The following is a 24,184-nucleotide window of genomic DNA, read 5'->3' on the forward strand; positions in this document are numbered from 1 at the left end:
GAGAAGATATTGTCATCTAACGTGTATTGAAAAAGATACCCCACGGCGTTACCTATCCGACGCAAATTGATGGTCATGACAGATTAGGAAAATCATTGAAATGGAAGGGAGATTTACCCCAGATCATCTCAAGCAACTTCATAGAATATTTTTCACATCGCGTGAAATAGACCGGCTTGAACGAGAATTCATCAAGCAAGGCATAGCACATTTTCACGTTTCCGGTGCCGGACATGAGTCGACGGCGCTGCTCAACGAATTCCTCCATGATGACGATTGGTTGCATCTGCATTATCGCGACAAAGCCTTGATGCTGGCGCGCGGCATGCCCATTCGTGAGTTTTTCTCCAGCCTTCTCGCCACGGCCAATTCCCATTCCGCCGGCCGGCAGATGAGCGCGCATCTTTCCTCCCGCGCTCTCAACATCACCTCCATCGTCGGCCCCGTTGGCAATAATGCACTGCATGCCGTCGGCGTTGGCGCCGCGCTGAAGCACAAGTCCGGCATGCCGATTGCCGTTTGCTGCGTCGGTGACGGCACCACGCAGCAGGGCGAATTCGTCGAAGCCGTGGCCGAAGCCGTACGCAGCCAATATCCCGTCGTCTTCATCATCGAAGACAATAGTTTCTCCATCTCGACGCGCACCACCAAGCAGACCTTCTTCGACCTACCGACCGGGCCCGCCTCTTCTTTCTACGGCCTCGATATCATCCGTGCCGATGGCGACGATCTGCAGGCATCGCGCGAAGCTTTCCGCAAAGCCGTCCGCCACAGCCGCAACAACCGCACGCCGAGCCTGGTGATCCTCAACGTCGAGCGCCTATCCGACCATACCAACGCCGACGACCAGAAAACCTATCGCACCCAGGATGAGATCGAGACCGGCTCCGTCCGCGATCCGCTGGTCAATCTGCGTGCCGCCCTGCTGAAGGCAGGTGTCGATGCCGATGCGCTGGAAAAGATCGAGAGGGACCTGACTGCCGAGGTGCAGGCCGAAGCAGCCCTTGCCCGCAAGGAAGATGCGCCGCATGTCGAGCCGGAGGCGAAAGCGCCGTACCCGGCTTCGTTCGACAAAACCCCCGAATACCGCGGCGGCAAGAGCGCGGTCACCCTGACCATGCGCGAAGCGCTGAACGGCGTGCTCGACAAGCAGCTTGCCGACAATCCCGATGTCGTCCTCTTCGGCCAGGATATCGAAGATCCCAAGGGCGACGTCTTCGGCGTCACCCGCGGCCTTAGCACGAAATATCCCGAGCGGGTACGCAACGCCGCGCTCAGCGAATCTACCATTGTCGGCACCGCGGTCGGCCGGGCGCTTGCCGGCCAGCGCCCGGTAGCTTTCCTCCAGTTCGCCGATTTCCTGCCGCTCGCCTATAACCAGATTGTCTCGGAGATGGGCAGCATGTTCTGGCGCACCCAAGGCGCCTGGGAATCGCCCGTCATCCTGATGGTGAGCTGCGGCGGCTATAAGCCGGGCCTCGGACCGTTCCATGCGCAGAGCTTCGAAAGCATGCTGGCGCATACGCCCGGCATCGACGTCGTCATGCCCTCCAGCGCCGGCGATGCCGCTGGCCTGCTCAACGCCGCCTTCGAGTCACGCCGCCCGACCGTCTTCCTTTACCCCAAGGCGGTGCTCAACAACTCCGACGGCCGCACATCCACCGATCTCGACACGCATTTCGTCCGCCCCGGCCTGTCGCGCTATGTCGCCCGCGGCCGCGACCTGACGCTGGTCACCTACGGCAATACGGTTTCGCTCTGTGCCAAGGCGGCGAGCGCCTTCGAAGCCCAGGGTTTTTCGGTGGAAGTCATCGACCTTCGTTCGATCTCGCCCTGGGACGAGAAGGAAGTGCTCGCTAGCGCCAAGCGCACCCGTCGCCTGATCGTGGTGCACGAAGACAATCGCACGGTCGGCATGGGCGCCGAAATCGTCGCGACCGTCACCGAGAAAACCGACGTGCCCGTCATCGTCCGTCGGCTTGCCCGCTCGGATGCGCATGTACCCTTCAATTTCCGCAATCAGTTGGAAACGCTGCCGTCCTACAGCAAGCTGGTCGATCTGATGGCCGAGGTTCTCGAATGCGAGGTCACCTGGCATGAAGAGGACAAGTCCGGCCCGACCGCAGCCATCAAGGCTATCGGCTCCGGCCCGGCCGATGAAAGCGTGCTGGTGACCGATATGCTGGTCAAGCCCGGCGATACGATCGAGGTTGGCCAGCTCGTCGCCGTGGTCGAGGCGACCAAGGCTTCGGTTGAAATCTGCGCTAATATCGGCGGCGTTGTTCAGGAGGTTTTCGCCAAGATCGGCGATCAGATCGCCACCGACAGCGCGCTTTTGACTGTCGATGCCAACCGTGACCTGAGCGAACGCAACTTCGCGCTGGCCTCTGAGACCCACAATAAATTCGTGCTGCGTCGGTTGAAGTCGCATTCGATCCCGGCGCTACGCCGCCATTCCGGCAATTTCACCGAAATTGCCGTCAGCGGCATGGGCTTTGCGACCGGCGCCCGCCGCGTCAGCAATGAAGATATCATCCACAATTGGCCGAACCGGCGCGCCGAGGAAATCTTTGCCCTGACCGGCATCAAGAGCCGCTTCTGGGTCGGCCCCGACGAAGGCACGTTGAGCCTCGCGACCAAGGCTGTCCGCGATCTCCTGCGCCAGACCAATATGACGATCCACGATATGGATCTCGTCATTGCCGCCACCGGCACACCCGATATCGCCACGCCGTCGCTCGCAAGCCGCGTTGCGGTTGCCGTTGCCGAAGACGGCGTGCGGCCGTCGCTTGCCGCTTATGACATGGGAGCCGCCTGCTCCGGCTATCTCTACGCTTTGCAGCAGGCCTACGATTTCATCGCCCAGCAGAACGATGCCAAGGTGCTGATCGTCACCTCGGAAGTGCTGTCGCCGCTGCTCGACATGAACGATTTTTCCACCGCCATCCTGTTCGGCGACGCCGCTACGGCTTGTCTGGTCACCAGCCGCGACATGGCCCGCAATCCGCTGTTTGCCGCGAGCCGTCCGGTCATCAGCGGCCGTCCGGAGCCGGGTGACCTTCTCTACGTGCCGTTGCCGGACGAAGGCGTCATTTCGATGAACGGCCGCTCGGTCTTCACCGAGGCCGTGCATTCCATGTCGCGCTCGATCGAGGACGCTTGCGTCGATGCCGGGCTTGAGCTCGCCAATCTCGATCTTCTGGTGCCGCATCAGGCGAACCAACGCATCATCGACACCATTGCCAAGCGCAGTGGCCGGCCGGCACTCAGCGTCATCGAGACCTACGGCAACACCAGCTCGTCGAGCATCCCGCTCGCCATGATGCATGTGGCCAATGAACGCTCTGAGCCGCTCAACCTCGGCCTCGTCGCCTTCGGCGGCGGCATGACGTCGGGCGCAGCCATCGTGCGCACGATAAAATAACTGTAACCGGCTTCAGACCGACCAAAACAAAACTCCGGAATCCTCTTAGGATCCGGGGTTTTCTGTAAGATCTATACGCGCTGTACCCTATGCCTTCGGGCGATTTCTCAGCGCCTCGGCTTCGGCATAGAACTTCTTTTCCCATTCTTTGTGATTGTCGAGGCCTTCGCGGATGAAGGGCGTGAAGATCGCCAGGTTCATCAGCGCCCAGTTGACAATGCGGGCCGGGAATTTCAGCGGCTTGACGAAATCGACGAAGAGCACCACGCGGGTCTTGTCGGTGTGGTTCCAGGCCTCGTGCTCATAGGCATCGTCGAAGATCAGCGCCTTGCCTTCCTGCCAGTGGCAAACCTGCTTGTCGACACGGATGGCAAGTTTGTCGTTCGGCTCCGGCACGATGAGGCCGACATGCAGGCGCAGCACACCATTGTAAGGGCCGCGATGAGCTGGAAGATGCTTGCCTGGCTCGAAGATCGAGAACATCGCCGTTTTCAGGCCCGGAATTTTCTGCACGGCCGCCCAGGTATTTGGGCAGGCCTTGATGTTCTGCTCGGATTTCACGCCGAAACCAAGAAGGAAGAAAGTCTTCCAGCGGCTATCCGTCGAAATGGTCTTCACATCGGTGGAGATGTCCTGAAAGGTCGGCAGTTCGCTCTGTCGCTGCAGCACTTTTTCCAGCTCGGCGCGGATCGCGGGATAATCCTTCTCGATCTCGGCCGCCCAGGGAAAGGTCGCATTGTCATAGACCGGCGGATTGCCGAGTTTGGCGTATTTTAGATTGAGGCTTTCGGCCCAGGCGACGATGCTCATGAAAAAGCGCGTCATTGCGCTGGGGCGATCCATCGGCGCGATGCCGGCCGTGCCGAAGGTTTGCTCCGGAGCACGCGGCTCAGTGGTTGTGGGAGCTGGTACGCTCAAAGTGCTCTCCGTCATGTCTGTCTAATAGGGGCTATATTGGGAGGGAGGAAATCTTGTCTCAGAGGAAGTTGCGTGGAAATCTTGGGAGGGCGATAGGTCCGACAATTGCAGCCTTTGTCTGGCCCATCCTTGATCGGCGCGCGACTCCTTTGTTATGCAACGATCATAATAGGCGATTATATGAGTTCGTTAGTCGAATTCCGCAAGGGAAACCGTTCGTGAGAGCGGCGTCTTGTCGTGCGATGAAATCCCAACGAATTCTCCGAAATGCTGCGCTGCGGAATCGGCAAAAATACGGCCGGCAGCGACGCCTTTTGCCGCAGGCAACTTCACATTTTCGATAGCCGCGCCTTATCGAGCGTTCACCCCTAAGCGAATAGTTTATGCCGTCTGGCTTTGCGCGAGCAGCCGAATAATCATGAGCCCGGCCACCAATGCGCCCAATGACAAGGCGACCGAAAGCGTGACATAGATCAATGACGTCGCCCATTGGCCCCGGTCCCAGAGCGCGACCGCATCCAATGAAAAGGTCGAGAATGTCGTGAAGCCGCCAAGGATACCTGTGGTCAGAAAGAGCCGAAACTCCTGCGACAGGCCGCTGCGGAGAACGAAATATTCGGTCAGCAGGCCCATGATCAACGAGCCGACAACATTGACCGCGAGAGTTCCGAATGGAAAGCCAAGGCCAAACAAACGGATGGTCGCCTGATTGACACCGAGACGAAAGGCGCCGCCCAATCCAGCGCCAAGGAAGACGATCAGATAGTTCATGAAACTCCCCTGGTAAAAATTAGAACGGCAAGCTTGTCGCTGATCATGGCTCCGAACCTTTCCCTTGGGATTGCAATGACGTCTGGCGAACTTTGCCGATCATGTCGCCGAGTGAATTGACGCCGAGATCGCGAAGATGGCGAAGGCTGACGTCGGGGGGAATGGGATTGGCGGCGGCACTCTTCGCGATACCGATACGCTGCGACAGGTAGATACTGGTGTGACCGCTGCAGATATAGGCAAGAAAGCAGGCGACGGCGAAATAGACCGTATGCGTCGCGCCGAAGAGCTCAATGCCCATGATCATGCAGGCGAGCGGCGTATTCGTAGCGCCTGCGAAAACCGCAATAAAGCCGAGAGCCGCGAAGAGATCGACCGGCGCACCGAGAACGGCGGCAACGGCGTTGCCGAGCGCAGCACCGATGAAGAACAGCGGCGTCACCTCTCCGCCTTTGAAACCGGAGCTGAGCGTCACAATCGTAAAGACCGCCTTCCAAAACCAGCTCCAATAGTCGATGCGCGCCGGATCGAAGAAGCCGAGAATGGTTGCATCGTTGGCATTGGGCGACCAGACACCGAGGCCCAAATATTCGCGGGTGCCGAGCACATAGACGAGGCCGATCAGGATTGCGCTGGCGATGACGGGCCTGAGCGGCGCGTAGGCGCAGATGCTCTTGAAGGCAGCCGACATCCCGTGGGAAAGTTCGCTGAAGCAGCGCGCCATCAGCCCGAAGAGCACGCCGGCGATGCCGACTTTCGCCAGTAACAGCGTGTCGAGATGAAACGTGCTCGCCGGAGTGCCGGCAAGATAGACGATATGATACTGAACATGTTCGATACCCCAGGCATGGCATGTCCAGTCGGCCGCAATCGCCGCCATAAGAGAAGGGATCAAAGCTTCATACTGCATGCGCCCGATCGTCAGCACTTCCAACGCAAAGACCGCGCCGGCAATCGGCGTACCGAACACCGCACCGAAACCGGCGGCAATGCCGGCCATCAGCAGGATACGAACCTCGGCGTGGCTTAATCGGAAAAGCTTGGCAAAGGCGCTGGCAATACTGCCGCCGAGCTGTACTGCCGTTCCCTCGCGCCCCGCCGAACCGCCGACCAGATGCGTCAATACGGTCGAGACGAGGATAAACGGCGCCATACGCAGCGGCACGCCGCCGCCGGGCTCATGGATCTGCTCGACGATCAGATTATTGCCGCCCTCCGAGCCCCGGCCAAAGCGCTGGTAGACCAGCACCATCAGAAAGCCCGCGACAGGCATCAGAAAGATCAACCAGGGATGATCGAAGCGCGCCGCCGTCGCCCGGTCGAGGCTCCACAGAAACAATGCACAGAGCGACCCGACCACGGCAGCCATCGGCACTACCAGGATGATCCATTTGAATATGCTGCGCAGTTGCTGAAAGCGATAATGAAAAAATGAGAATGCGGACATCAGTTCGCCTCTCCCGGAAGACCGGCGGTGGGCCTGTCGGGGACAATGATCATTGAACAAGAAAGCGGTGACAACAGGATTGCGGACATGACTCTACTCCATCGCCCGTCAGGCGTATTGAGTAGGAGTCATTAGCGACCCTGAAAATTCAGAGCAGCGGTTCGGCCACCATGGCCCGGCAGAATCCATTACCGTTCGATTTTCCATACAGATAGGCGAATGCCCCTGTCAATCCGGCGTCGCAAGCACGGTCTTCATCAATCGGCTTTGGCAACCATTTCGATAGGAGCGAGCAAGCCGCCTCCGACCGATGTGCTGACATTGCCCATCCGCTCCGCCGCCCTCGGCCCCATCAGCGCGCCGAGGCTCAGCCCCTGCCCGCCGTTTGCGGCGCTGGCGCGCATCTCCTGCGCCATCCGGATTGCCAATGCGCTGCGATCCTGTTCGAACTCCACCGTGAAGCCGGCCCCTTTGAGCAATTGACGATAGGTCATGGGACTGCACACGAAACTTGTTTCCGGCGTCATTGCCCAGGGCATAGGATAAGGCACCGCGCCGTCGCGAACCTGCATGATCTCGTAAAGGCCGAACCGGCCGCCACGCTTCAGCACCCGCCGTATTTCAGCAAACAACGACGCCTTGTCTTCGATGTTCATGCCGACGTGGATCAGCGTTGCGCGCTCGAAGCTTTCATCGGCAAAAGGCAACGCCAGCGCGCTCGCCTGGTGGAACGACACCTGCATGGTCATGCCGCATCGCGCGGTCAGGGCATTGGCGACGTTGACGAATTCCTCGGTCAGATCGACACCGGTGACGATACAACCATACTCGCTGGCTATATAGCGCGCCGAACCGCCAATCCCTGATCCGATGTCGATAAGCCGCATGCCATCGAGCAAATCGAGATCTTTGGCGAATTCCACCGTAGCCTCGCGCCGCCCGAGATGGAATTCATCGACACCGGCGAGATCGTCGATGCTGAGATGCTCGATATCCTTGCCGCTGGCCGTGAGCCCGCCGAGAATCGTCGCCTCCAGTGATCCACGCGTATAGTGGCTTGCAACCTGTTCTTCGGTGGACATGACCCCTTCTCCCATGACCCGCATTCACACGATCATGGAAGAATGCTGCGCCCCCGCCCCCGCTCCGTCAAGCGGTTGCAGCGACACGACGTATCTGGTGGCCCGGCAAATGGTGCATAGGGCAAGATCGGGATCGAGCAAGGGTTTGCGCAGTTCGATGTAACTGGGCAGAAATCCCATCGCCTTCAGACACGACATTGACCGCGCCACCCGGCCCTTCGTTAAGGCTCAGGGCGTTCGTCGGCTATGCCGACTGCTCCTCACGCCATCCTGATCCCTGCAAGCAGTAGGGAGAGTTCCGGTTGCCGGTTGGTGTCCGTCTTGCGATAGATCGATTTCAAATGGGCGCGGGCAGTCTGATAGCTGACGGTACGCTGGGCGGCGATGTCGTGCAGTGTCATACCCTGGGCAAGCAGCAGGGCAATTTCCGCCTCGGCGCGGGTCAATCCAAAAAGCTTGGTCAGGGTTGCCGGGCGCTGGTGGACTTTCTCCTCAGGGTCCTCAATGGTCGCAAAGGCACAGGAATGACAGAAAATATCCTGCATGCCGCCATCGAGACGCTGCATGCGCACGATAAGCGGCCGCCTGCCTTTGCGGCTGAGCAGCAGGATATCGGGCTCCCCCGTTGTCAGCAGGTTGTCTTCGCCCAATACGACCTTGAGCTGCCGGTCGAATGCGTTTGCGTCATCCTTGCGGGTCGGACGCATTTGCCCCTGGGTGATCTGCAGATCGGGGCCGAGCAATCGGCGCATCTTCTCGTTGACGGTGGTCACAAGGCCCATCCGATCGAAAAACACGCAGGCGACGTTGGCCATTTCGAAGGCGGCCGCCATGCCCTTCACTTCACTTGCGGATATGTCGCGCATAATTCTCGCCGTGATCATAAGTTTCTGACGAATGCGATATAAATTTCTTGCTTCTTCTCGGCTGTAGGGACCGTCCTTGATCCGCCGCTGCAAGGCAAAAGCCAGGAGATCGTCACCTGACGAAAAACCTATTATTGCCGACCAACGCAGGCCGAAACGTTCTTGGGAATGGTAGAAGTCGAGTGTTTTGAACTCGTCCTCCCCCGCAAAATCCTGCTCGACCATCACTCCCGCACGTCTCATGATCGGCACGTTCTGTCTGCGAAAGTCCTGCTTGTACCACTCTTCCGCGAAATAATTCTCCATCGCGGGAATAAGACTTTCGGTGACGATGAAGGTATTCAGCAACCGACCTTCGATCGGCGCGATGTTGACGCCGTAGGATCCGGTCGCGGCCGAGACCTTCTCCAGCACGACCGGCCACAGCGTCGGATCCAGCGCAGCGCCGAAAAATCCGTCCGTTGCCCGGTCTAGCGCATGGAGATCAAACCGCATTGTCCCCTCACCTCGGCCTGATCGGCCGATCCAAGCACTTCACCCACCATACCCATAAGTATTATGTGCGAATCAGTTTATTGATATAAATTCTAAATAATTCAAGAAACATTTTTGGTATTAGCGATATTTTATAGAATATTCTCAATATATGATATGTCTAATATATAGAAAATAATCAACGATATCATCGTTTTAATAATAAAAACAAAATATACCTTGGAATTGTACTGTCTTCAAAAGAAACGGCCGCCCGAAGGCGACCGCGTGAACGTCGAAGGTAAAAAAGAGGTGCCGTCAAACCTTTAGTTCGCGTCTCTCCACTTCCGTGACCATCGCAAGATCCAGCACCCGCTGCAGGTTGGCGGCATGGCGGAAGGTCGGGTCCTGATGGCTGCCGGTCATGACGGCATCGGCGAAACGCTGATAATTGGTCGGCACCGGCGGAACCTCGATAACCTTCCACGTCGCCGTTTCGGTATCATCGCCGAGGCAGGCACGCAGTTCGGAGCCAACCGGACTATGGGAAATTTCCAGCCCGCCCCTCTCGCCATAGATACGCAGCTTCAGCTCGTTGAGATGCCCCGTTGCCCAGCGGCTGGCATGCACGACACCGAGCGCACCATTGGCGAAATCGACTGTCATCGAAAAGCTGTCGTTCGCGTCGAGCGTGTATTCGCCGATGCGCTCATCCGGCGCCTTGTTGAAGGTCTTCAGCCGGGCAAAGACATGGTCGATATCCGTCGCCGCGCCATAGGCGGCGAAATCGAGGATATGGATGCCGATATCGCCAAGCACGCCGTTCGAACCATGACCGGTCGACAGCCGCCACAACCACTTGGATTCGCTGCGCCAATCGCCCCAGGCCCTCGAGACGAGCCAGCTTTGCAGGTAGGAGGCCTCCACGTGCTTCACCGTGCCGATCTCGCCCGATATCACCATCTCGCGTGCCCTCTGCAGCGGCGCGACATTGCGATAGGTAAGGTTCACCATATTGACGACGCCGGCGCGTTCGGCCGCCTCCGTCATTTCCAGCGCCTTGTCGTAATTCTCCGCAAGCGGTTTCTCGCAGAGCACATGCTTGCCGGCGGCAAGCAGCGGCAAGGTGGTCGGATTATGCGCCCGATCCGGCGTGACGTTGGTCGCCGCGTCGAACTCGCCCCAGGCGAGCGCTTCGTCCAGCGACGAAAAGCGCTTCTTGATATCGAACATATCGGTGAAGGCCGTGAGCCTCGTCGCATCCGTATCCACGGCACCAACGACCTCGACACCTGGAATACGGGCGAAATGCTCCACATGGTTCTTCGCCATGCCGCCCGTGCCAACAACTATGAGACGCATATTGTACCTCAGCGATAACCGGCTTCGCCGGCCTGGTGGAGTTTCGGGCCACGTTCGACGATCGGCTCCAGCGCCTTTTCGACCGGGACATTCGGCGCATCATGGATGCTCGCCTGCGTGCCGAGCGGATTGTGCGCCCACTTGACGCCGTTGATCAGCACCTTCTGCACGGTCTCATTGTGATAGGTCGGATAGGTCTCGTGGCCGGGGCGGAAATAGAAGATATTGCCCGCGCCGCGACGCCAGGTCATGCCGGAGCGGAAAACTTCGCCGCCCTGGAACCAGGAAATGAACACCGTTTCCAGCGGCTCCGGAACGGAGAACTGTTCGCCATACATTTCCTCGTTTTCCAGCTCGAAATGCTCGCCAAGGCCGGCGGCGATCGGATGGCGCGGATTAATGACCCAAAGACGCTCGCGCTCGCCGGCCTCGCGCCACTTCAATGCGCAGGGCGTGCCCATTAGCCGCTTGAAGATTTTCGAGAAATGGCCGGAATGCAGCACGAGAAGGCCCATGCCTTCCCAGACGCGCTTGGCGACACGCTCGACGATTTCGTCCTTTACGGCGCCGTGGTCCTTATGCCCCCACCAGACGAGGACATCCGTGTCCTTCAGCCGTGCCTCGCTCAGACCATGCTCGGGCTCCTGCAGCGTCGCAGTCGTCGCCTCTATGCCGGCATCCCTATTCAGCGCCTTGGCAATCGTCGTATGCATGCCTTCCGGATAGATCTCAGCGACGACCTTGTTGGTTTGCTCATGGATATTCTCCCCCCAAACGACGGTGCGAATGGTCATTTCGGTGCTCCTCTAAAAACACACTTAATGGAATAGGTTAGCCGATCCAAAGCGCTTTGAGAAATAGCCGCTCAACTCTCCTCTCGGCCTCCTGAGCCAAAGACATAGCCGCTCATTAGCGATTTGACAAAGGCAAAATCGCCGCAACCGAAAACGTTTTCGGTCATATGATATAAACCGTGAATGTAAGGTGTGTAACGCGCTCTAATGCGACACGGATTTCGAAAAAAGATTGACCACGAGCACACCGGCGATGATCAGCCCCAAGCCGATAATGGCAGCCAGATCGAGTTTCTGGCGGAAAAATACCAGGCCGACAACAGAGATCAGCACGATGCCGAGCGCGCTCCAGATGGCATAGGCAATGCCGACCGGAATGACACGCAGGGTCAGCGACAGGAAATAGAAGGCGGCAACGTAACACAGCACAAGCACGATCGAGGGACCGAGGCGGGTGAACTGCTGCGACATCTGCAGAGCCGTCGTACCGATCACTTCCAGTACAATCGCCACCAGCAGCATCGCATAGACAGATGCATTCGCCATTACGGTCTTCCCTTGATTTCTAAAGCTGCGTGAGTTCGATCAGCCGGTCGATCAGTTTTTCACGGGCGCTCTCATCCATCTCATGGCTGCCGAGAAGGTCGGCGAGCCAGAGCCCATCGGTCGCAAGCCGCACGATCGCGGCATCCGCCGAGGAGTCCGTGCCGACATATTCCTCGCTGCGCTCGCGCACCCAGTTCCGCCAGCGTTGCCGCAACTGCGGTTCGCTGAGCAGCACCATCGTCACCTGCGCCCAGTCCTTTGTTTCCTGTGGCTGGTCGCGAAGCGCGAGGCAGGCGCGGAGGTAGCCGCGGGTAAAACGCCCATGCGGCAACGGATCGGCCCGCATCGCCTCTTCGATGGCCCGGTCTAGGCGCTCGAGCAGGCTGTCGAATAACGCCTCCAAGAGGGTATTCTTGTTGGGAAAATGATGCAGCAGCCCGCCCTTGCTCACACCGGAGGCACCGGAAACGGCATCCAGCGTCACCGCCGTCATCCCCTTCTCCGATGCAAGCCGCGCCGCCACCTCCAGCAACTGCTGGCGGACGAGCAAAGGCTGCTTCTTTCTGTGGTGCGCGTCAGACATGCCAACATAACATACCAAATAGACGGTTTCGTCAATGGCAGGTTTGACACTCTGCGCCGGCGGCAGCAATTATTCTCGGCTGCTAGTGCGTACTCTCGATCGCGGAATGATGGGCGACGTCGTTCTGGTCGAAGATTGTCAACTTCGCACTGTTGACCGTAAAGGCGATCGGCGCCCCCGTGGCGATGGTCGTCATGCCCGGGTCGGTCCCGATGATCTTCGAGCCGTCCTTCAGCCTGACATGGACGAGTGAGCGGTCGCCCAATCGCTCCACCGTCTCGACAGTGCCGGCAATGTCGCCCTTCTCCGCCGTCGCGACCACCAGATATTCGGGCCGGATGCCGAGCGTCAGTTCGGACCGCGTTATACCGTTCAGCGGAACCGACGTCTTGATAACAGATCCATCGGGCAAGGTCGCCGTCGCAAAGCCGCCGGCTTCGCCGACATTGGCTACATTGACGAAGTTCATGCCCGGAGAGCCGACGAATTGAGCGACATAGCGCGTCGCGGGCCGCGTATAGATCTCCACCGGCGTCGCCACCTGTTCGATCTTCTTGTTGTTCAGCAACACGATCCGGTCGGCAAGCGTCATCGCCTCCACCTGGTCGTGGGTGACGAAGACCATCGTTGCGCCCAGTCGTTCATGCAATTGAGCGAGCTCGACACGGGTGCGGGTGCGCAGGCCGGCATCGAGGTTGGACAGCGGCTCGTCGAACAGGAAAACCTCGGGCTCGCGCACGATGGCACGACCGATGGCGACACGTTGGCGCTGGCCGCCGGAGAGTTCGGACGGCTTGCGATCCAGCAGATGCGGCATCTCCAATATCTTGGCGGCGGCATCGATGCGCTTTGCGATCTCCGCCTTCGGCGTCTTGATGTTCCTGAGGCCGAACGACATGTTGTCGCGAACCGTCATATGCGGATAAAGCGCATAAGACTGGAACACCATCGACACGCCGCGCTCGCCAGGCGGGAGCTGGTCGACGCGCTTGCCCCCGATCCAGATCTCGCCGCTCGTGATCGATTCAAGCCCCGCAATCATCCGCAGCAAAGTCGACTTGCCGCAGCCGGACCCACCCAGGAACACGACAAACTCTCCGCGCTGAATGGTCAGGTCTATGTCGTTGAGAACCTGCACCGCACCGAAATGCTTGGTGAGGGATTTGATGTTGATACCAGCCACTTTTTCCTCCTCCAGGAGAATTGAACTTCGTCAGACCTGCCTTGTCCCTCGGCCTACTTGACAGCGCCGACCGCTACGCCACGCGTCAGCGTGCGTTGGAAAATCAGGAAGAAGATCACCGTCGGTGTGACGCCGAGCAAGGATGCCGCCGCAATCGCGGTCGGATCCTGGGTATTGGCGCCGGACAACACGCCCATGGCGACGGAGACCGTTTGGTTATTGTTGGAGACCAGGAAAACCAGGGGGATCAGGAACTCGTTCCAGGTCCAGATGAAGAAGAAGGTTGCCAGCACGGCAAGCGTCGGCCGCAGCACCGGTACGATCACCATCCAAAGGATCTGCCAGCGGCTGGCATTGTCGATCTGCGCCGCCTCGATGATCTCCCGTGGGAACGTCGTCAGGACCGATGACAGAAGATAAGTGCCGAATGCGGTGTGCAAGACGCCGATGATCAGGATCACGGAAAGCATCGAGTCGAACAGACCGACCTGCTTGGCCATGTAGTAAAGCGGATAAACCAGTGCTTCCTGCGGGGCCATGATGGAAATCAGCAGGACCACCAGCAATGCCTTTCCGCCCCGCACGCGCCCGATGCCGATGGCATAGGCATTGAGCAGGCTGAGGACGACAGCCAGTATGGCCGTGCACCCGCTGATCAGAATGCTGTTGAAGAGCTTGCGGGTGAAATCGACCGTCGTCCAGAAGTTCTTGAGCGCCGTCAGGTCGAAACTATGCGGCAAGGCAAGCGGACCATTGGCTGCATAGTCCGTCGGCGTCTTGATCGCGTTCAAAGCCGCCAGCAGGAACGGAAAGAGCGTAGCAGCTAGGAAGACGAGCAGGATAGCGAGGACGATCCAGCGGGCAAGGCCCTTCTTCTGGCCGTGATGCACATGCATTTCCGATGCAACCTCGGTCGAAAGCGAAGCCGTGGTCGTCATGTCAGCGTCCTCCCTCTTGTTTCGACTGCATGCGCAGGAAGACGATGCCGAGGACGATCGTCATTGCAGTCTGCAAGGTCGCGATCGCCGCTGCATAGCCGACGCGGTTTGTCGTGAAGAAATGATAGTAAGACAGGTAGGAAGGCACCGTCGTCGCATTGTCCGGGCCGCCGGACGTCAGAACGTAGATCGGCGCGAAGACCTTCAGTGCCGCAATCAGCGTCGTAAGCGCGACGACAAAAATCTCCGGCATGAGCATAGGGATCGTGATGTAACGGAAACGCCCGAACCAGCTCGCATTGTCGAGTTCGGCAGCTTCATAAAGCGAAGGATCCACGCGCGCCAATCCTGACATGAACACCACCAGGCAATAGCCGACCTGGACCCACACGATGACGGCGGAAACGGCCCAGAGGGCATAGCTTGCATCCCCCAGCCAGTTCTGCGCCATGAAATCGAGGCCAATCCCTTTCAGCACCGCATTGATGATGCCGATCGGATTGAGAATCCACGCCCAGAGAACGCCCGCTGCCGTCAGCGGCAAAATCTGCGGCAGATAGAAGCCGGCCCGGAAGAAACTCGACCAAGCCTCGCTGAATTGGGCGCTGATATAGTCGAACAGGACCGCCGCCAGAACCAACCCAAGAAGAATGGGCACGATCGTCATCGAAATGATGAACAGGAGCGTGTGCTGAATCGAACCCCAGAACGCCGCATCAGCGAGCAGCCTTTGGTAGTTCTCGAACCCGACATAGCGCGGTGCGATGTTTCCGCCTTTCCAGGTGGTAAAGCTGATCGCGAAGTTGGCGATCAGCGGCACGAGCACCACCAGGATAAATCCCAGCATGCCCGGGATCATATAAAGGTAGTATCCTGCTCTCCCCGCGTTCTGCGACTTCTCCATCGAATTCCTCCAGTTCGATACGGCGAGGCGGCATTGAAGCCGTCCCGCCGCCATGAATTGCCGCCGATGGTTTTATTGAGCCGCCTGCACGTCGTCGTAGGCCTTCTTCAGGCGCGCGACGAACTGATCGGGCGTCGCCGAGCCATTCACCAGACCGGTGGTTGCCTGGATGAGAAGCTCGTAATAGCCAGGCACCGGCCAGTCCGGATAGAAGCCGAGGCCACCCTTGCTGGAAATCTGGTTGAAAAGCTCCACGTTGCGCTTGCCGACTTCATCGGTGATGGCGGCCGGATCGGCGGCAATGGCGACACCGCCAAGATTTGCCTGCGCGTTCTGGTTTGTCTTGCTCAACACCAGATCGATGAACTCATAGGAAAGATCCTTGTTCTTGGCGCTCTTCGGCACCATGAACATGCTGCCCGTGGAGCCGGTGCTGTATTTCGGCGTCGGGAAGATGAACTGGCTCCACTTGAAGTTCTTGATATTGGTCGCGAAATTGCCGTTGTTCCAGGTGCCGCTGACAAACATCGGCGATTTACCGGACGAGAACAGGTTATCGGCACCGCCGGTGCCCTTGAGACCGGTCGAATCCTTGGAGATGTAACCCTTGCTGACCCAGTCGACGATCTTCTGAGCAGCAAACAGGAAGGGCTTGGTGTCGAGCGGCGCCTTGAGGCCCTGGTAGTTCTTGACCCAGGTGTCATCCGCCTGCGTCAGCGCCAGCGTGTAAAGCAGATGCTGCGCGTTGGAATCGACCGTGCCATAGGCGAGCGGCGTAATGCCCTTCTTCTTGAAAGTATCGAGAGCGGCCTCGAACTCGTCCAGGGTGGTGGGCACCTTCACGCCATTGGCCTGGAACATGTCGATATTATAGAATACCGAGACGAATTCGGCGTAGGCAGGAATGCCGATCATCGGGCCGGAGCCATAGATGCCGTTCTCATCATATTTGCTGAGCTGCGTATTGGTTTCGTTGAGGATCTTGTCCCAACCGCGCGACTTGAATTCATCGTCGAGCGGCGTCAGCAGCCCCTGCGAAGCGACGAGGCCGGCCGTGGCGTTACCCTTGTTATATTCGAGCACGTCCGGCGCCTGATCCGAATTAAGGATGAGGCTGCCAGCCTTCTGTAGCTGCTCGAAGGTCTTCTGTTCGAAATTGATAGTGATGTCGGGATGCTTGGCTTTCAGTTCGCCCAGCGCCTGCGTCCATGCCTTGGCCTGGGCAGTATCCGGCAGCTCGTACCACCAGACGTTAAATGTCTTGCCCTGGGCTTGCGCCACACCGGCAGCCAACAGGAGCGACATGCCGGCGGTGAGCGCCAGCTTCGAAAACATGTTCATATATTCTCCTCCACTTCGCGAACCTGACGGTACCCGTCCGACGGCATGGCTCGCGATGCCTGTCGGCGCGTTCCTCTCGACTTTACGTCTGTCCGCCAACCTAGCCCGGCAAACAGTCTTCAGACCTCTCAACGCTCCTCCGTTTCGATGTCCGGGCCGGTCTGGAGCGTTACAAAGCGCCGCTCCAGCCCCTCGATTAACGCACAACTCTTTTCTTAAATCGATCCCGATCCAAACGGTCGCGTCCTATTCGACGAATTCGCCACCGCGACTCTTCTTCAGATAGTTCAGACCGTGGATCTGGCCAGTCATTTCCAGCGCATCGCGATAAACCGGATCATGCCAGCCTTCGATGTCGATCGAACCGGACCAGCCGGCCAGGCGCAGCTCGGAGATGATGTCCGTCCAATTGCTGTCGCCAAAGCCCGGCGTGCGCATGAAGACGAACTTCTCCTTGCCGAAAATGCCGTGTTCGCGGATGACGTCCCAGCGGATCGTCGCATCCTTGCCATGGACGTGGAAGATCTTCTTTGCCCATTTACGGATCTGCGGCAGCGGCTCGATCAGATAGACCATCTGATGGCACGGCTCCCACTCCAGGCCGAGATTGTCGTCGGGCGTCTCGTTGAACATCAATTCCCAGGCATCGGGGTTATGCGCGATGTTCCAGTCGCCGGTGGCCCAGTTGCCATCCATGGCGCAATTTTCAAAGGCGATCTTGATGCCTTTGTCAGCGGCGCGCTTGGCAAGTTCGCTCCACACCTGCTTGTAGCGCGGCAGGCTGTCGGTGAGCGGCTTGTTGCGGATGCGGCCGGTAAAACCTGCAACGCAGGTGGCGCCGAAATGATGGGCGTTGTCGATGCAATCCTTCCAGCCCTGCAGCGTCTGCTGGTCGAGCTCGGTGCTTTCGAGCGGATTGCCGAACATGCCGATCGTCGAAATGGTGATGTCGCGGTCGCCGATGGCGGCGATGCAGCGTTTGCCGAGTTCCGCAAGGTTCTGGCCGTTGGTCGTCTGCCAGAAGAAGGGTTCAAAGCTTTCGAAGCCCAGATCGGCGATCTTGGCGATGCCCTTGGCGGCATCCTCGTTCGTCGCCCTGATCATCGTGCCGATGCGGATGGCCTTTGCCGGATTTGTCATGATGTCACTGTCCTTGTGCTGAAATATCGACGCGCCGGCCCGTCTGGGCGCTCTCGATCGCGCCGAGAACCATGGCGAGGCTGCGAATGTTGTCACTGCTTACGGTCTCGGGCGGCTTGCCGGTTTTGATCGCTTCGATGAAGGAGGCGATAACGCTGGCATGGCCATGCGTCTCTTCTTCATGCTTCGGGCCGAGAACCTCGATCGGGGTGAAGCCATGCAACAGCCCCGGTTCGTTGCCGGCGACACTGGCTTCGAAATGCTCCTCGCCGTCCCAGGTCAGCATGCCCTTGCTGCCGGTGAGGCGCCATTGGCTCTCCCAGCTCGTACGCTTACCTTCGGCACACCAGGAGCCGCGATAGCTGAAGACGACATCGTCGGAAAAATCGAAGAGAGCATGGGCCGATGCGCCATGCTTGTACCAGGACCCCACCGGGTTCTTTTCTACGCAGTAGACCGAGACAGGCACCTTGCCGGAAACGAAGCGGGCGGCATCGAAAGTATGGATCGCCATGTCGAGCAGCAGCACATTGTCCATCTCCTCACGAAACCCGCCGAAATGGGGGCCGAGGAAGAAATCGCAATGGACGCCCGTAAGTTCGCCGATCGCCCCCTCCTCCACAAAGCGTCGCATGCGGCGCACGCCGGAGATGAAGCGGCGGTTCTGGATGATGGCATGCACCCTGCCGGTCTCGGCGGCGAGATCGATAAGGGCGGCGCCCTCGGCGAGCGAGGTTGCCATCGGTTTTTCACTCAGGACATGGCAACCGGCCTTCAGGGCCGTCGATACGACACCGAAACGGGCGGCGGGGATGACGACGTCGAACACCAGATCGGCCTTGGTCGCGGCGATAACCTCGGCAAGGTCCGAGCCGATGACGGCATGTTCAAGACCAAATTCCTTCGCAAGACCTTCCGCCGTCGCCCGATTGAGGTCGACCAGGCCGACGATCTGAATGGATTCGGCAAGCGCCGGCGTCAAGGTGATGGCCCTGAGCCAGCCCTTGGACATAGCTCCGCACCCGCACAAAATGGCATTAAATTTCACGATGTCCTCCAGCGGGCGGTGCGTAACCCCTCATGACACGCGCTCCGTAAACGTTTACGATACTATGCGAAAAGATTTTCCTGTGTCAATAGAGGAGGACTATGGAAAATGGCGCATGGAGGAAGACCGCAGCCGATGAAGGGAATTCGTCAGCTTGCCGAGCATCTCGATATCTCGATCGGCACAGTATCACGCGCGTTGAACGGCAAGCCTGATGTCAACGAGGAGACCCGCAAGCGCGTACTCGCCGCCGCAGAACAGCTTGGCTATGTGGCGAACCAATCAGGGCGCAGCCTGCGGCAAGGCACGACGAACGTCATTGGGCTGATGATCCAATCCAGCAGGGAGACTGTTGAAAACAGCGATAATTTCTTTTTGACCGTAACAGGCGGGCTGCAGAGCGTATTGTCGCGCCACAAGCTCGATCTGATCATGTTGCCCTGTCCGCATGACGAAGACCCCTATGAATATCTGAAGCGCATGGTGGCGAGACGCATCGCCGATGCGCTCATCATTTCGGAGACGCATCGCGTCGACAAGCGTTTCGACTTGCTCGCCAAGGCGAAGATCCCTTTCGTAGCACTCGGGCGCAGCCTTTCGGGCACGCAGCATCCATGGGCAGACCTCGATTTCGACGGCGTCGTCAACTGCGCAGTCGACCGGCTCGTGGCGCATGGACATCGCCGCATCGCCATCAGCGCCCCCGCTAGCGACATCAATCTCGGCTTCGTTTTCGTGGAAGGCTATCGCCGCGCGCTGGAGCGGCATCGCATCGCCTACGACCCGGCCTTGGTCATTCGCGCCAAATCGAGCGAACAGGGTGGGTATCAAGTCGCCGACGAGCTGTTGCGGCTCGAACAAAGGCCAACGGCCGTGATCCTGATCTACGAACTGATGGCTATCGGCCTCTATCGGCGCATGATGGAAGCCGGCATCATTCCGGGACGCGATATTGCCGTCGTCAGCTTCCGCGAGGCGCCGCGCGCCAAATTCCTGCAGCCGGCGCTGACCTGCTTTCGCACCTCACTGCACGACCTTGGCGTCGAACTGGCCGAAATCCTGCTTTCCGGCATGCCCGCCTACAGCCAGGAATATCCCAGGAAGACGCGCCAGACGATCTGGCCGCTCGAACTCATCCCCGGGGAAAGCGACAGTTTCCATCTGATGGCGGCCGAATAACGCACGATCTCGGAAGATGCGGAGCAGCTTTTAAACAAGATCATGCCACCGCAGCGCCGAAACGCCGCATGCAGGCTATCGACAGTTGCAGCCAGCCTCACGAGTTGCCATGTAGAGCGCAGCGAATGGGGGCCGGCATTTGAGCGAAGAGACCATCACACTTTACCAGGCAATCGGCGGCGACCGGACCGTGCGGGCGCTGACGGCGCGCTTCTACGAACTAATGGATACGTTGCCGGAAGCAGCAAACTGCCGCGCCGTGCATCCGCCAAGCCTCGAAGGCTCCGAAGAAAAGCTCTACGAATATCTGACCGGCTATCTTGGCGGACCGCAGCTCTATATCGAAAAGCGCGGTCATCCGCGCCTGCGCAGCCGCCATTTCGTTGCCGCGATTGGGCCTAGCGAACGCGACGAATGGCTCCTCTGCTTCCGCCGCGCCATGGACGAAACCATCGAGAACGAGAAGCTTCGGGCCATCATCTGGGAGCCGATCGAGCGCCTCGCCTTTCATATGCAGAACCGGGAATGAGAAAAGACATGAGCTTCAGCGCCACAATCCGTCCGCTCACCCTGTTTGTCGCCGGCATTCTCGGCGGCGCCGGTGTCGCGCTTGCGGCGGCAGCATCCCATGGCGGCGATGCGCATTTTCTCGGCTCTGCCGCAACCATGTGCCTGGCCCATGCCCCTGCCCTGCTTGCCCTCTATGCCGGATACGATCGCATCCGCACCGCGCCGGTGGCGGCGGTGCTGCTTGGGTTGGGAACACTGATCTTTGCCGGCGATCTCATCAGCCGCCATTTCGGCGGTGACTCGCTTTTCCCATTGGCCGCACCAACAGGAGGGCTCGGCATGATAGCGGGTTGGGCTGTGGTGGCTCTGGGAGCGTTCTTTAAAAGAGCCGTGACGGAAGCTTGAAGAACCGCCGATTATCTCGCCTGACTGATATGTAGCGACGCCGTCAAACCCCGGCGACCACATTGAATCCCTCGAAGCGAGGCGGTCCCCAATAGAGCGCCTTGTTATCTCCGGCGTTGCGGTGCGCCATGCGGAAATTCTCGGATTTGGTCCAGTTGAGGAAATCCTCTTCGGTGCGCCAGATCGTATGCGAGGAAAACAGCGTAAAGCCCTCTTCCACATTTGTGCCGCCGCGCAGCAGGCGGAATTCTACGAAACCCGGGACCTCTTCCAACCGTGAATCGCGACCTTTCCAGACGGCTTCAAAAGCGCTCTCGGAACCGATGACGACCTTGAAGCGGTTCATCGCAATATACATGGCTGGATCTCCCGACAGTCAGACCTTCTTGCGGCGCTCGGCAGTTTTGCCCGGCTGCTGTGTAAAGGCAATGACATTCGTGCCGTCGCGCGCAGAAATGCCGAGCGGCGTCTCCGGTTCTTCGCCTGGAAGCCGCGTTTGCCAAAAGGGAAAAGCCGTCACGTTCGGAGCCTGCCGTCGCTCTTCGGCGCGGCGCATCAGCAGCTCGTAGAGTTCCGGCACCAAGCCGTCGCCCTTCTGCGAGGCCAGCCTGTGCAGGCCGATCATCATGAACCCGTCAGGGCCTTTGTCAGTCATCGGGAATTGTCTCGTTCGTTCATCGTCTGTAGCGCCCGCTCGAGGCTCGACTTGCTGCCGTTGCGCAAGGGTATGAAAGCCTTGCCGAATTTCTTGCAGCCGGTCTTCACCCGCAGGCAGGCATCGTGACTGATACAGTCGATCGGGCAGAAGACGCAGTCGACGGAGGGCAGCACGGTGTCGATGCGCGACACGGCCTCGCGCAAGCCGCCGTCGTGGTGGATCAGCTCAGCGCCAAAACTGCTGGCGATCTGACGAAGATGCGCCACCTGGCAATCCCGGCCGCCGACATAAAGGAAACTGCGCCCGTCGAGACTGGATCTTGCCGATACCTGCGCCGGCGTTTGCGCCTCGCTGCTATCGCGGCCAAAATCCTTTTTCCCCTTACGCGCCATGCATCACCCGTTTGCTGGTTGCTCTTGCGCGCTCGATTCCGGCGAGCGCAAGCGGACCATATTAAAGTTGATTTTTGCAGTAAAGTATAAAGTTGATAATTTATGTCATATTTTATTGCTGGCTATCGCCCTGTCACCTGAACCTCTTGCGTGAAGGACCAGCTAGGCTTGCCCCATTCCGGTGGCAGCGGCGGAAACGGCGCGGCGCGGCGAACACCATCGGTAACGGCTTCATCCAGTTCAGGAATGCCGGAACTCCGCGCTACGGAGAGGGAACTGAGCTCACCGCCCGAACCGATCGTCAGACGCACACGAACCGTTATGCCCTTTTCGTATTTCGACGACAGGCGGACAGCGCGGCGAATGCGGGACTGCACTTTGCCTGGATAATTGGCAACGGCCGCACTGCCTGAGCCGCTGCGCTGGCCATCGGTTAGCGAATTGGTATTCGACTGCGCGGTTTCGGTGCCTTCTGCAGAACCCTTCTTCGAATCCTGCTCGCTCTCACCGCCCGAGCCGGCCTTCTTTACGGCCTTCGGCACCGGCTTCTTGACGACGTCTTTCGGCTTCTCGACAGGCTTGGCTTGTTGAGCCGGTTTTTCGACCGGGGTCACCACTTCAGTGGGCGGTATGGCCGCTTGTGCAGTTTCCGTCGGCTGCACTTCAACCGGTTCCGCGGGTCGGACTTCGGTAGACTCAGCATCTGTCGGCTGGACAGATGCCGTCATCGGCTGAACCACTGTCGTCTCGGCCGGCGCCTGCGTCGCCAGCACCTCCGGCTCCGGGCTGACGACCGTTTCCGGGGACACCTGTTGCGACGGCTGTGCGGCCTCCATGGTTTGAGGCATCGGCTGAACAGCTTCCGTTTCTGCGGGCGTTACATCGGCTGGCTGCACCGTCTCCGGCTGCACGGCATCTGCCGTTATCTCTTCGGGCTGCGGGTCCTTGCTTTCCTCGCCTGCCGACATCTGGTCCATATCGGAGCTGCCGAGCATGATGACGCTGACGGTATCGCCTGCCTCTTCCACAGCATCTTCGGGCGTTGCAACCATCGTCACCAACAAAGCGGCGACAATGGCAGCGTGAAAGAGGAAGGAGCCTACGCAGGCGAAGGTGACTGTTCTCTTACCCAGCGCGAGGACGCGATCCGGTCTCTCCGCCGACAGATCCATGCTGGGCGGCCCCGACGCATCCGCCACGGGCTCACTCGGATGGGCAGGAAACGAACCAATCTGGGCAAAGCGGCTGTAATGAACAACCGCCTCGGCGGCCGGCGGGCTCGGCAGGCCGTCAAGGCCGGCTAGCTCGTGGCCGGGAAGCACACTCGGATTGTTGTCATTCATGTCACCGCCGGCGCGGCGACGCTCGATGGAAACCTTGACCGAGCGCGAGGCCATAGTCTCAGCCTTCGAAAGGAACGGAAAGCTGTGAACGCGTCGTGAGCGCGGCCTTACACTGCCCCGCCGCCGGACCATCGCACACCGGCGTATCGTTGATGATGATGCGGCTGACACTCTCGCACTTCACACCGGGCATATCAAATTGCCGCACCCGCTTCTTGCCGACCGGCAGGTCGCGAAAATCAAGAACGGTCACGCGGTCGACCGCATTCTTGTCGTTGAAGAAGGCAAGCTCGAAGGAGATCTTGCCGATCGGTGTTGCCAGATCGTTTTCCGCGACGAAGGTCATCATGCAGCCCTTCTGAGACGGCACGAGCGCATTAAGTTCGACACTGAGCTTCGGCGCATTCGCCGAAGCCGCGGTCGCATCTTGCGCGAAGGCCGGGAGGCAGGAGGCAATGGTGAACAGCCCGCCGGCAGCCAGCGCCAAAATCGTTTTCGTCGGCATCGGCAATCTCTCCTGAATATCTGCTGGCGGACGCGAATCGAACATCGATGCTCCTGCGCGCATCGCCCAAAATTTAAACTTGACTCTTACAGTCTTCTATTGCGTCTTTAGAAAACATTGAGTATGTGAGTCAAGATAAATCTGGCCGGACCAGAACCCGGCTTCCTATGAATTTTCAGGCCAAACCAAGCAGGATGATTGCTGAGAAAACACCAATACAGCCGGTGCCGCCAACAGCCGCACCGCACATTAGAATTGTCGAGAGCACGGATATTTTTCGTGGCCAGACTGAAATCATGATCAGGCACGAGGGCATCATCTACCGGATGAAAATCACGCGCCAAGGCAAACTCATTCTCAACAAATAGGCA

Annotated in this window: 25 protein-coding genes; 5 read left to right on the plus strand and 20 right to left on the minus strand. The window is 59.0% G+C overall.

The features are described 5' to 3' along the window. The first annotated feature begins 100 nt into the window (after positions 1-100). Positions 101-3,424 carry a thiamine pyrophosphate-dependent enzyme gene (locus NXC24_RS14585; protein WP_104823949.1) on the plus strand — a complete coding sequence of 1,108 codons (3,324 nt, stop codon included), beginning with the start codon at positions 101-103 and terminating at the stop codon, positions 3,422-3,424. Positions 3,425-3,511: 87 nt separating this feature from the next. Here NXC24_RS14585 and NXC24_RS14590 read toward each other — a convergent pair whose 3' ends face one another. From NXC24_RS14590 to NXC24_RS14660, 15 genes are all read right to left on the minus strand, one after another. Then, complete coding sequence (locus NXC24_RS14590) at positions 3,512-4,357, minus strand: aspartyl/asparaginyl beta-hydroxylase domain-containing protein (protein WP_104823950.1); 846 nt, start codon at positions 4,355-4,357, stop codon at positions 3,512-3,514. A gap of 366 nt (positions 4,358-4,723) precedes the next feature. Further along, positions 4,724-5,113 carry a fluoride efflux transporter CrcB gene (gene crcB, locus NXC24_RS14595; RefSeq protein ID WP_104823951.1) on the minus strand — a complete coding sequence of 130 codons (390 nt, stop codon included), beginning with the start codon at positions 5,111-5,113 and terminating at the stop codon, positions 4,724-4,726. Between the two features lie 43 nt (positions 5,114-5,156). Continuing rightward, positions 5,157-6,560, minus strand: a complete 1,404-nt coding sequence (locus NXC24_RS14600; RefSeq protein ID WP_245463883.1) for a voltage-gated chloride channel family protein — start codon at positions 6,558-6,560, stop codon at positions 5,157-5,159. A 257-nt stretch (positions 6,561-6,817) separates the two neighbouring features. Further along, the gene (locus NXC24_RS14605; RefSeq protein WP_104823952.1) at positions 6,818-7,642 is read right to left on the minus strand and encodes a class I SAM-dependent methyltransferase; all 825 of its coding nucleotides are present in this window, start codon (positions 7,640-7,642) and stop codon (positions 6,818-6,820) included. A 260-nt stretch (positions 7,643-7,902) separates the two neighbouring features. Continuing rightward, positions 7,903-9,003, minus strand: a complete 1,101-nt coding sequence (locus NXC24_RS14610) for a helix-turn-helix transcriptional regulator (protein ID WP_104823953.1) — start codon at positions 9,001-9,003, stop codon at positions 7,903-7,905. A 297-nt stretch (positions 9,004-9,300) separates the two neighbouring features. Beyond that, a complete protein-coding gene (locus NXC24_RS14615) occupies positions 9,301-10,344 on the minus strand; it encodes a Gfo/Idh/MocA family oxidoreductase (RefSeq protein ID WP_104823954.1) in 1,044 nt (347 codons plus the stop codon). 8 nt (positions 10,345-10,352) lie between these two features. After that, positions 10,353-11,138, minus strand: coding sequence for a ThuA domain-containing protein (locus tag NXC24_RS14620; RefSeq protein ID WP_104823955.1), 786 nt, complete (start codon positions 11,136-11,138; stop codon positions 10,353-10,355). Between the two features lie 204 nt (positions 11,139-11,342). Further along, a complete protein-coding gene (locus NXC24_RS14625) occupies positions 11,343-11,684 on the minus strand; it encodes an SMR family transporter (protein ID WP_104823956.1) in 342 nt (113 codons plus the stop codon). Positions 11,685-11,703: 19 nt separating this feature from the next. Continuing rightward, the gene (locus tag NXC24_RS14630; RefSeq protein ID WP_104825176.1) at positions 11,704-12,267 is read right to left on the minus strand and encodes a TetR/AcrR family transcriptional regulator; all 564 of its coding nucleotides are present in this window, start codon (positions 12,265-12,267) and stop codon (positions 11,704-11,706) included. 82 nt (positions 12,268-12,349) lie between these two features. Beyond that, complete coding sequence (gene ugpC, locus NXC24_RS14635; protein WP_104823957.1) at positions 12,350-13,450, minus strand: sn-glycerol-3-phosphate ABC transporter ATP-binding protein UgpC; 1,101 nt, start codon at positions 13,448-13,450, stop codon at positions 12,350-12,352. 53 nt (positions 13,451-13,503) lie between these two features. After that, positions 13,504-14,388 (minus strand): carbohydrate ABC transporter permease, encoded by an 885-nt coding sequence (locus tag NXC24_RS14640; protein WP_104823958.1) that lies wholly within the window; start codon positions 14,386-14,388, stop codon positions 13,504-13,506. Between the two features lies 1 nt (position 14,389). Next, on the minus strand, positions 14,390-15,292 hold the full coding sequence (locus tag NXC24_RS14645) for a sugar ABC transporter permease (RefSeq protein WP_104823959.1): 903 nt from the start codon (positions 15,290-15,292) through the stop codon (positions 14,390-14,392). Between the two features lie 72 nt (positions 15,293-15,364). Continuing rightward, the gene (locus NXC24_RS14650) at positions 15,365-16,633 is read right to left on the minus strand and encodes an extracellular solute-binding protein (RefSeq protein ID WP_104823960.1); all 1,269 of its coding nucleotides are present in this window, start codon (positions 16,631-16,633) and stop codon (positions 15,365-15,367) included. A gap of 246 nt (positions 16,634-16,879) precedes the next feature. Beyond that, the gene (locus NXC24_RS14655) at positions 16,880-17,773 is read right to left on the minus strand and encodes a sugar phosphate isomerase/epimerase (protein WP_104823961.1); all 894 of its coding nucleotides are present in this window, start codon (positions 17,771-17,773) and stop codon (positions 16,880-16,882) included. Positions 17,774-17,777: 4 nt separating this feature from the next. After that, a complete protein-coding gene (locus NXC24_RS14660) occupies positions 17,778-18,821 on the minus strand; it encodes a Gfo/Idh/MocA family oxidoreductase (RefSeq protein ID WP_104823962.1) in 1,044 nt (347 codons plus the stop codon). 135 nt (positions 18,822-18,956) lie between these two features. On the opposite strand from NXC24_RS14660, the gene NXC24_RS14665 reads away from it, so the two are divergent. The 3 genes from NXC24_RS14665 to NXC24_RS14675 all read left to right on the plus strand — a co-directional run bounded on the left by NXC24_RS14665 (position 18,957) and on the right by NXC24_RS14675 (position 20,915). Beyond that, a complete protein-coding gene (locus tag NXC24_RS14665; RefSeq protein ID WP_104823963.1) occupies positions 18,957-20,000 on the plus strand; it encodes a substrate-binding domain-containing protein in 1,044 nt (347 codons plus the stop codon). Between the two features lie 139 nt (positions 20,001-20,139). Continuing rightward, entirely contained in the window at positions 20,140-20,529 is a 390-nt protein-coding gene (locus NXC24_RS14670) for a group II truncated hemoglobin (protein WP_104823964.1), read from the plus strand. Positions 20,530-20,537: 8 nt separating this feature from the next. Next, on the plus strand, positions 20,538-20,915 hold the full coding sequence (locus NXC24_RS14675; RefSeq protein WP_104823965.1) for a DUF423 domain-containing protein: 378 nt from the start codon (positions 20,538-20,540) through the stop codon (positions 20,913-20,915). 43 nt (positions 20,916-20,958) lie between these two features. Here the strand turns inward: NXC24_RS14675 and NXC24_RS14680 are convergent, their stop codons facing one another. From NXC24_RS14680 to NXC24_RS14700, 5 genes are all read right to left on the minus strand, one after another. Next, positions 20,959-21,273 (minus strand): antibiotic biosynthesis monooxygenase, encoded by a 315-nt coding sequence (locus NXC24_RS14680; protein WP_104823966.1) that lies wholly within the window; start codon positions 21,271-21,273, stop codon positions 20,959-20,961. 18 nt (positions 21,274-21,291) lie between these two features. After that, the gene (locus tag NXC24_RS14685; RefSeq protein WP_104823967.1) at positions 21,292-21,570 is read right to left on the minus strand and encodes a hypothetical protein; all 279 of its coding nucleotides are present in this window, start codon (positions 21,568-21,570) and stop codon (positions 21,292-21,294) included. After that, positions 21,567-21,965, minus strand: a complete 399-nt coding sequence (locus NXC24_RS14690) for a DUF2325 domain-containing protein (protein WP_104823968.1) — start codon at positions 21,963-21,965, stop codon at positions 21,567-21,569. Before NXC24_RS14690 ends, NXC24_RS14685 begins: the two co-directional genes overlap by 4 nt. Positions 21,966-22,087: 122 nt before the next feature. Continuing rightward, entirely contained in the window at positions 22,088-23,362 is a 1,275-nt protein-coding gene (locus NXC24_RS14695) for a TonB family protein (RefSeq protein ID WP_104823969.1), read from the minus strand. Positions 23,363-23,366: 4 nt separating this feature from the next. After that, a complete protein-coding gene (locus NXC24_RS14700) occupies positions 23,367-23,813 on the minus strand; it encodes a hypothetical protein (protein ID WP_104825177.1) in 447 nt (148 codons plus the stop codon). Between the two features lie 194 nt (positions 23,814-24,007). Here NXC24_RS14700 and hemP point away from each other — a divergent pair, with 194 nt between their 5' ends. Next, positions 24,008-24,181 carry a hemin uptake protein HemP gene (hemP, locus tag NXC24_RS14705; RefSeq protein WP_104823970.1) on the plus strand — a complete coding sequence of 58 codons (174 nt, stop codon included), beginning with the start codon at positions 24,008-24,010 and terminating at the stop codon, positions 24,179-24,181. Positions 24,182-24,184 lie beyond the last annotated feature (3 nt).

The sequence above is a fragment of the Rhizobium sp. NXC24 genome (genome assembly GCF_002944315.1).
Taxonomy (GTDB): domain Bacteria; phylum Pseudomonadota; class Alphaproteobacteria; order Rhizobiales; family Rhizobiaceae; genus Rhizobium.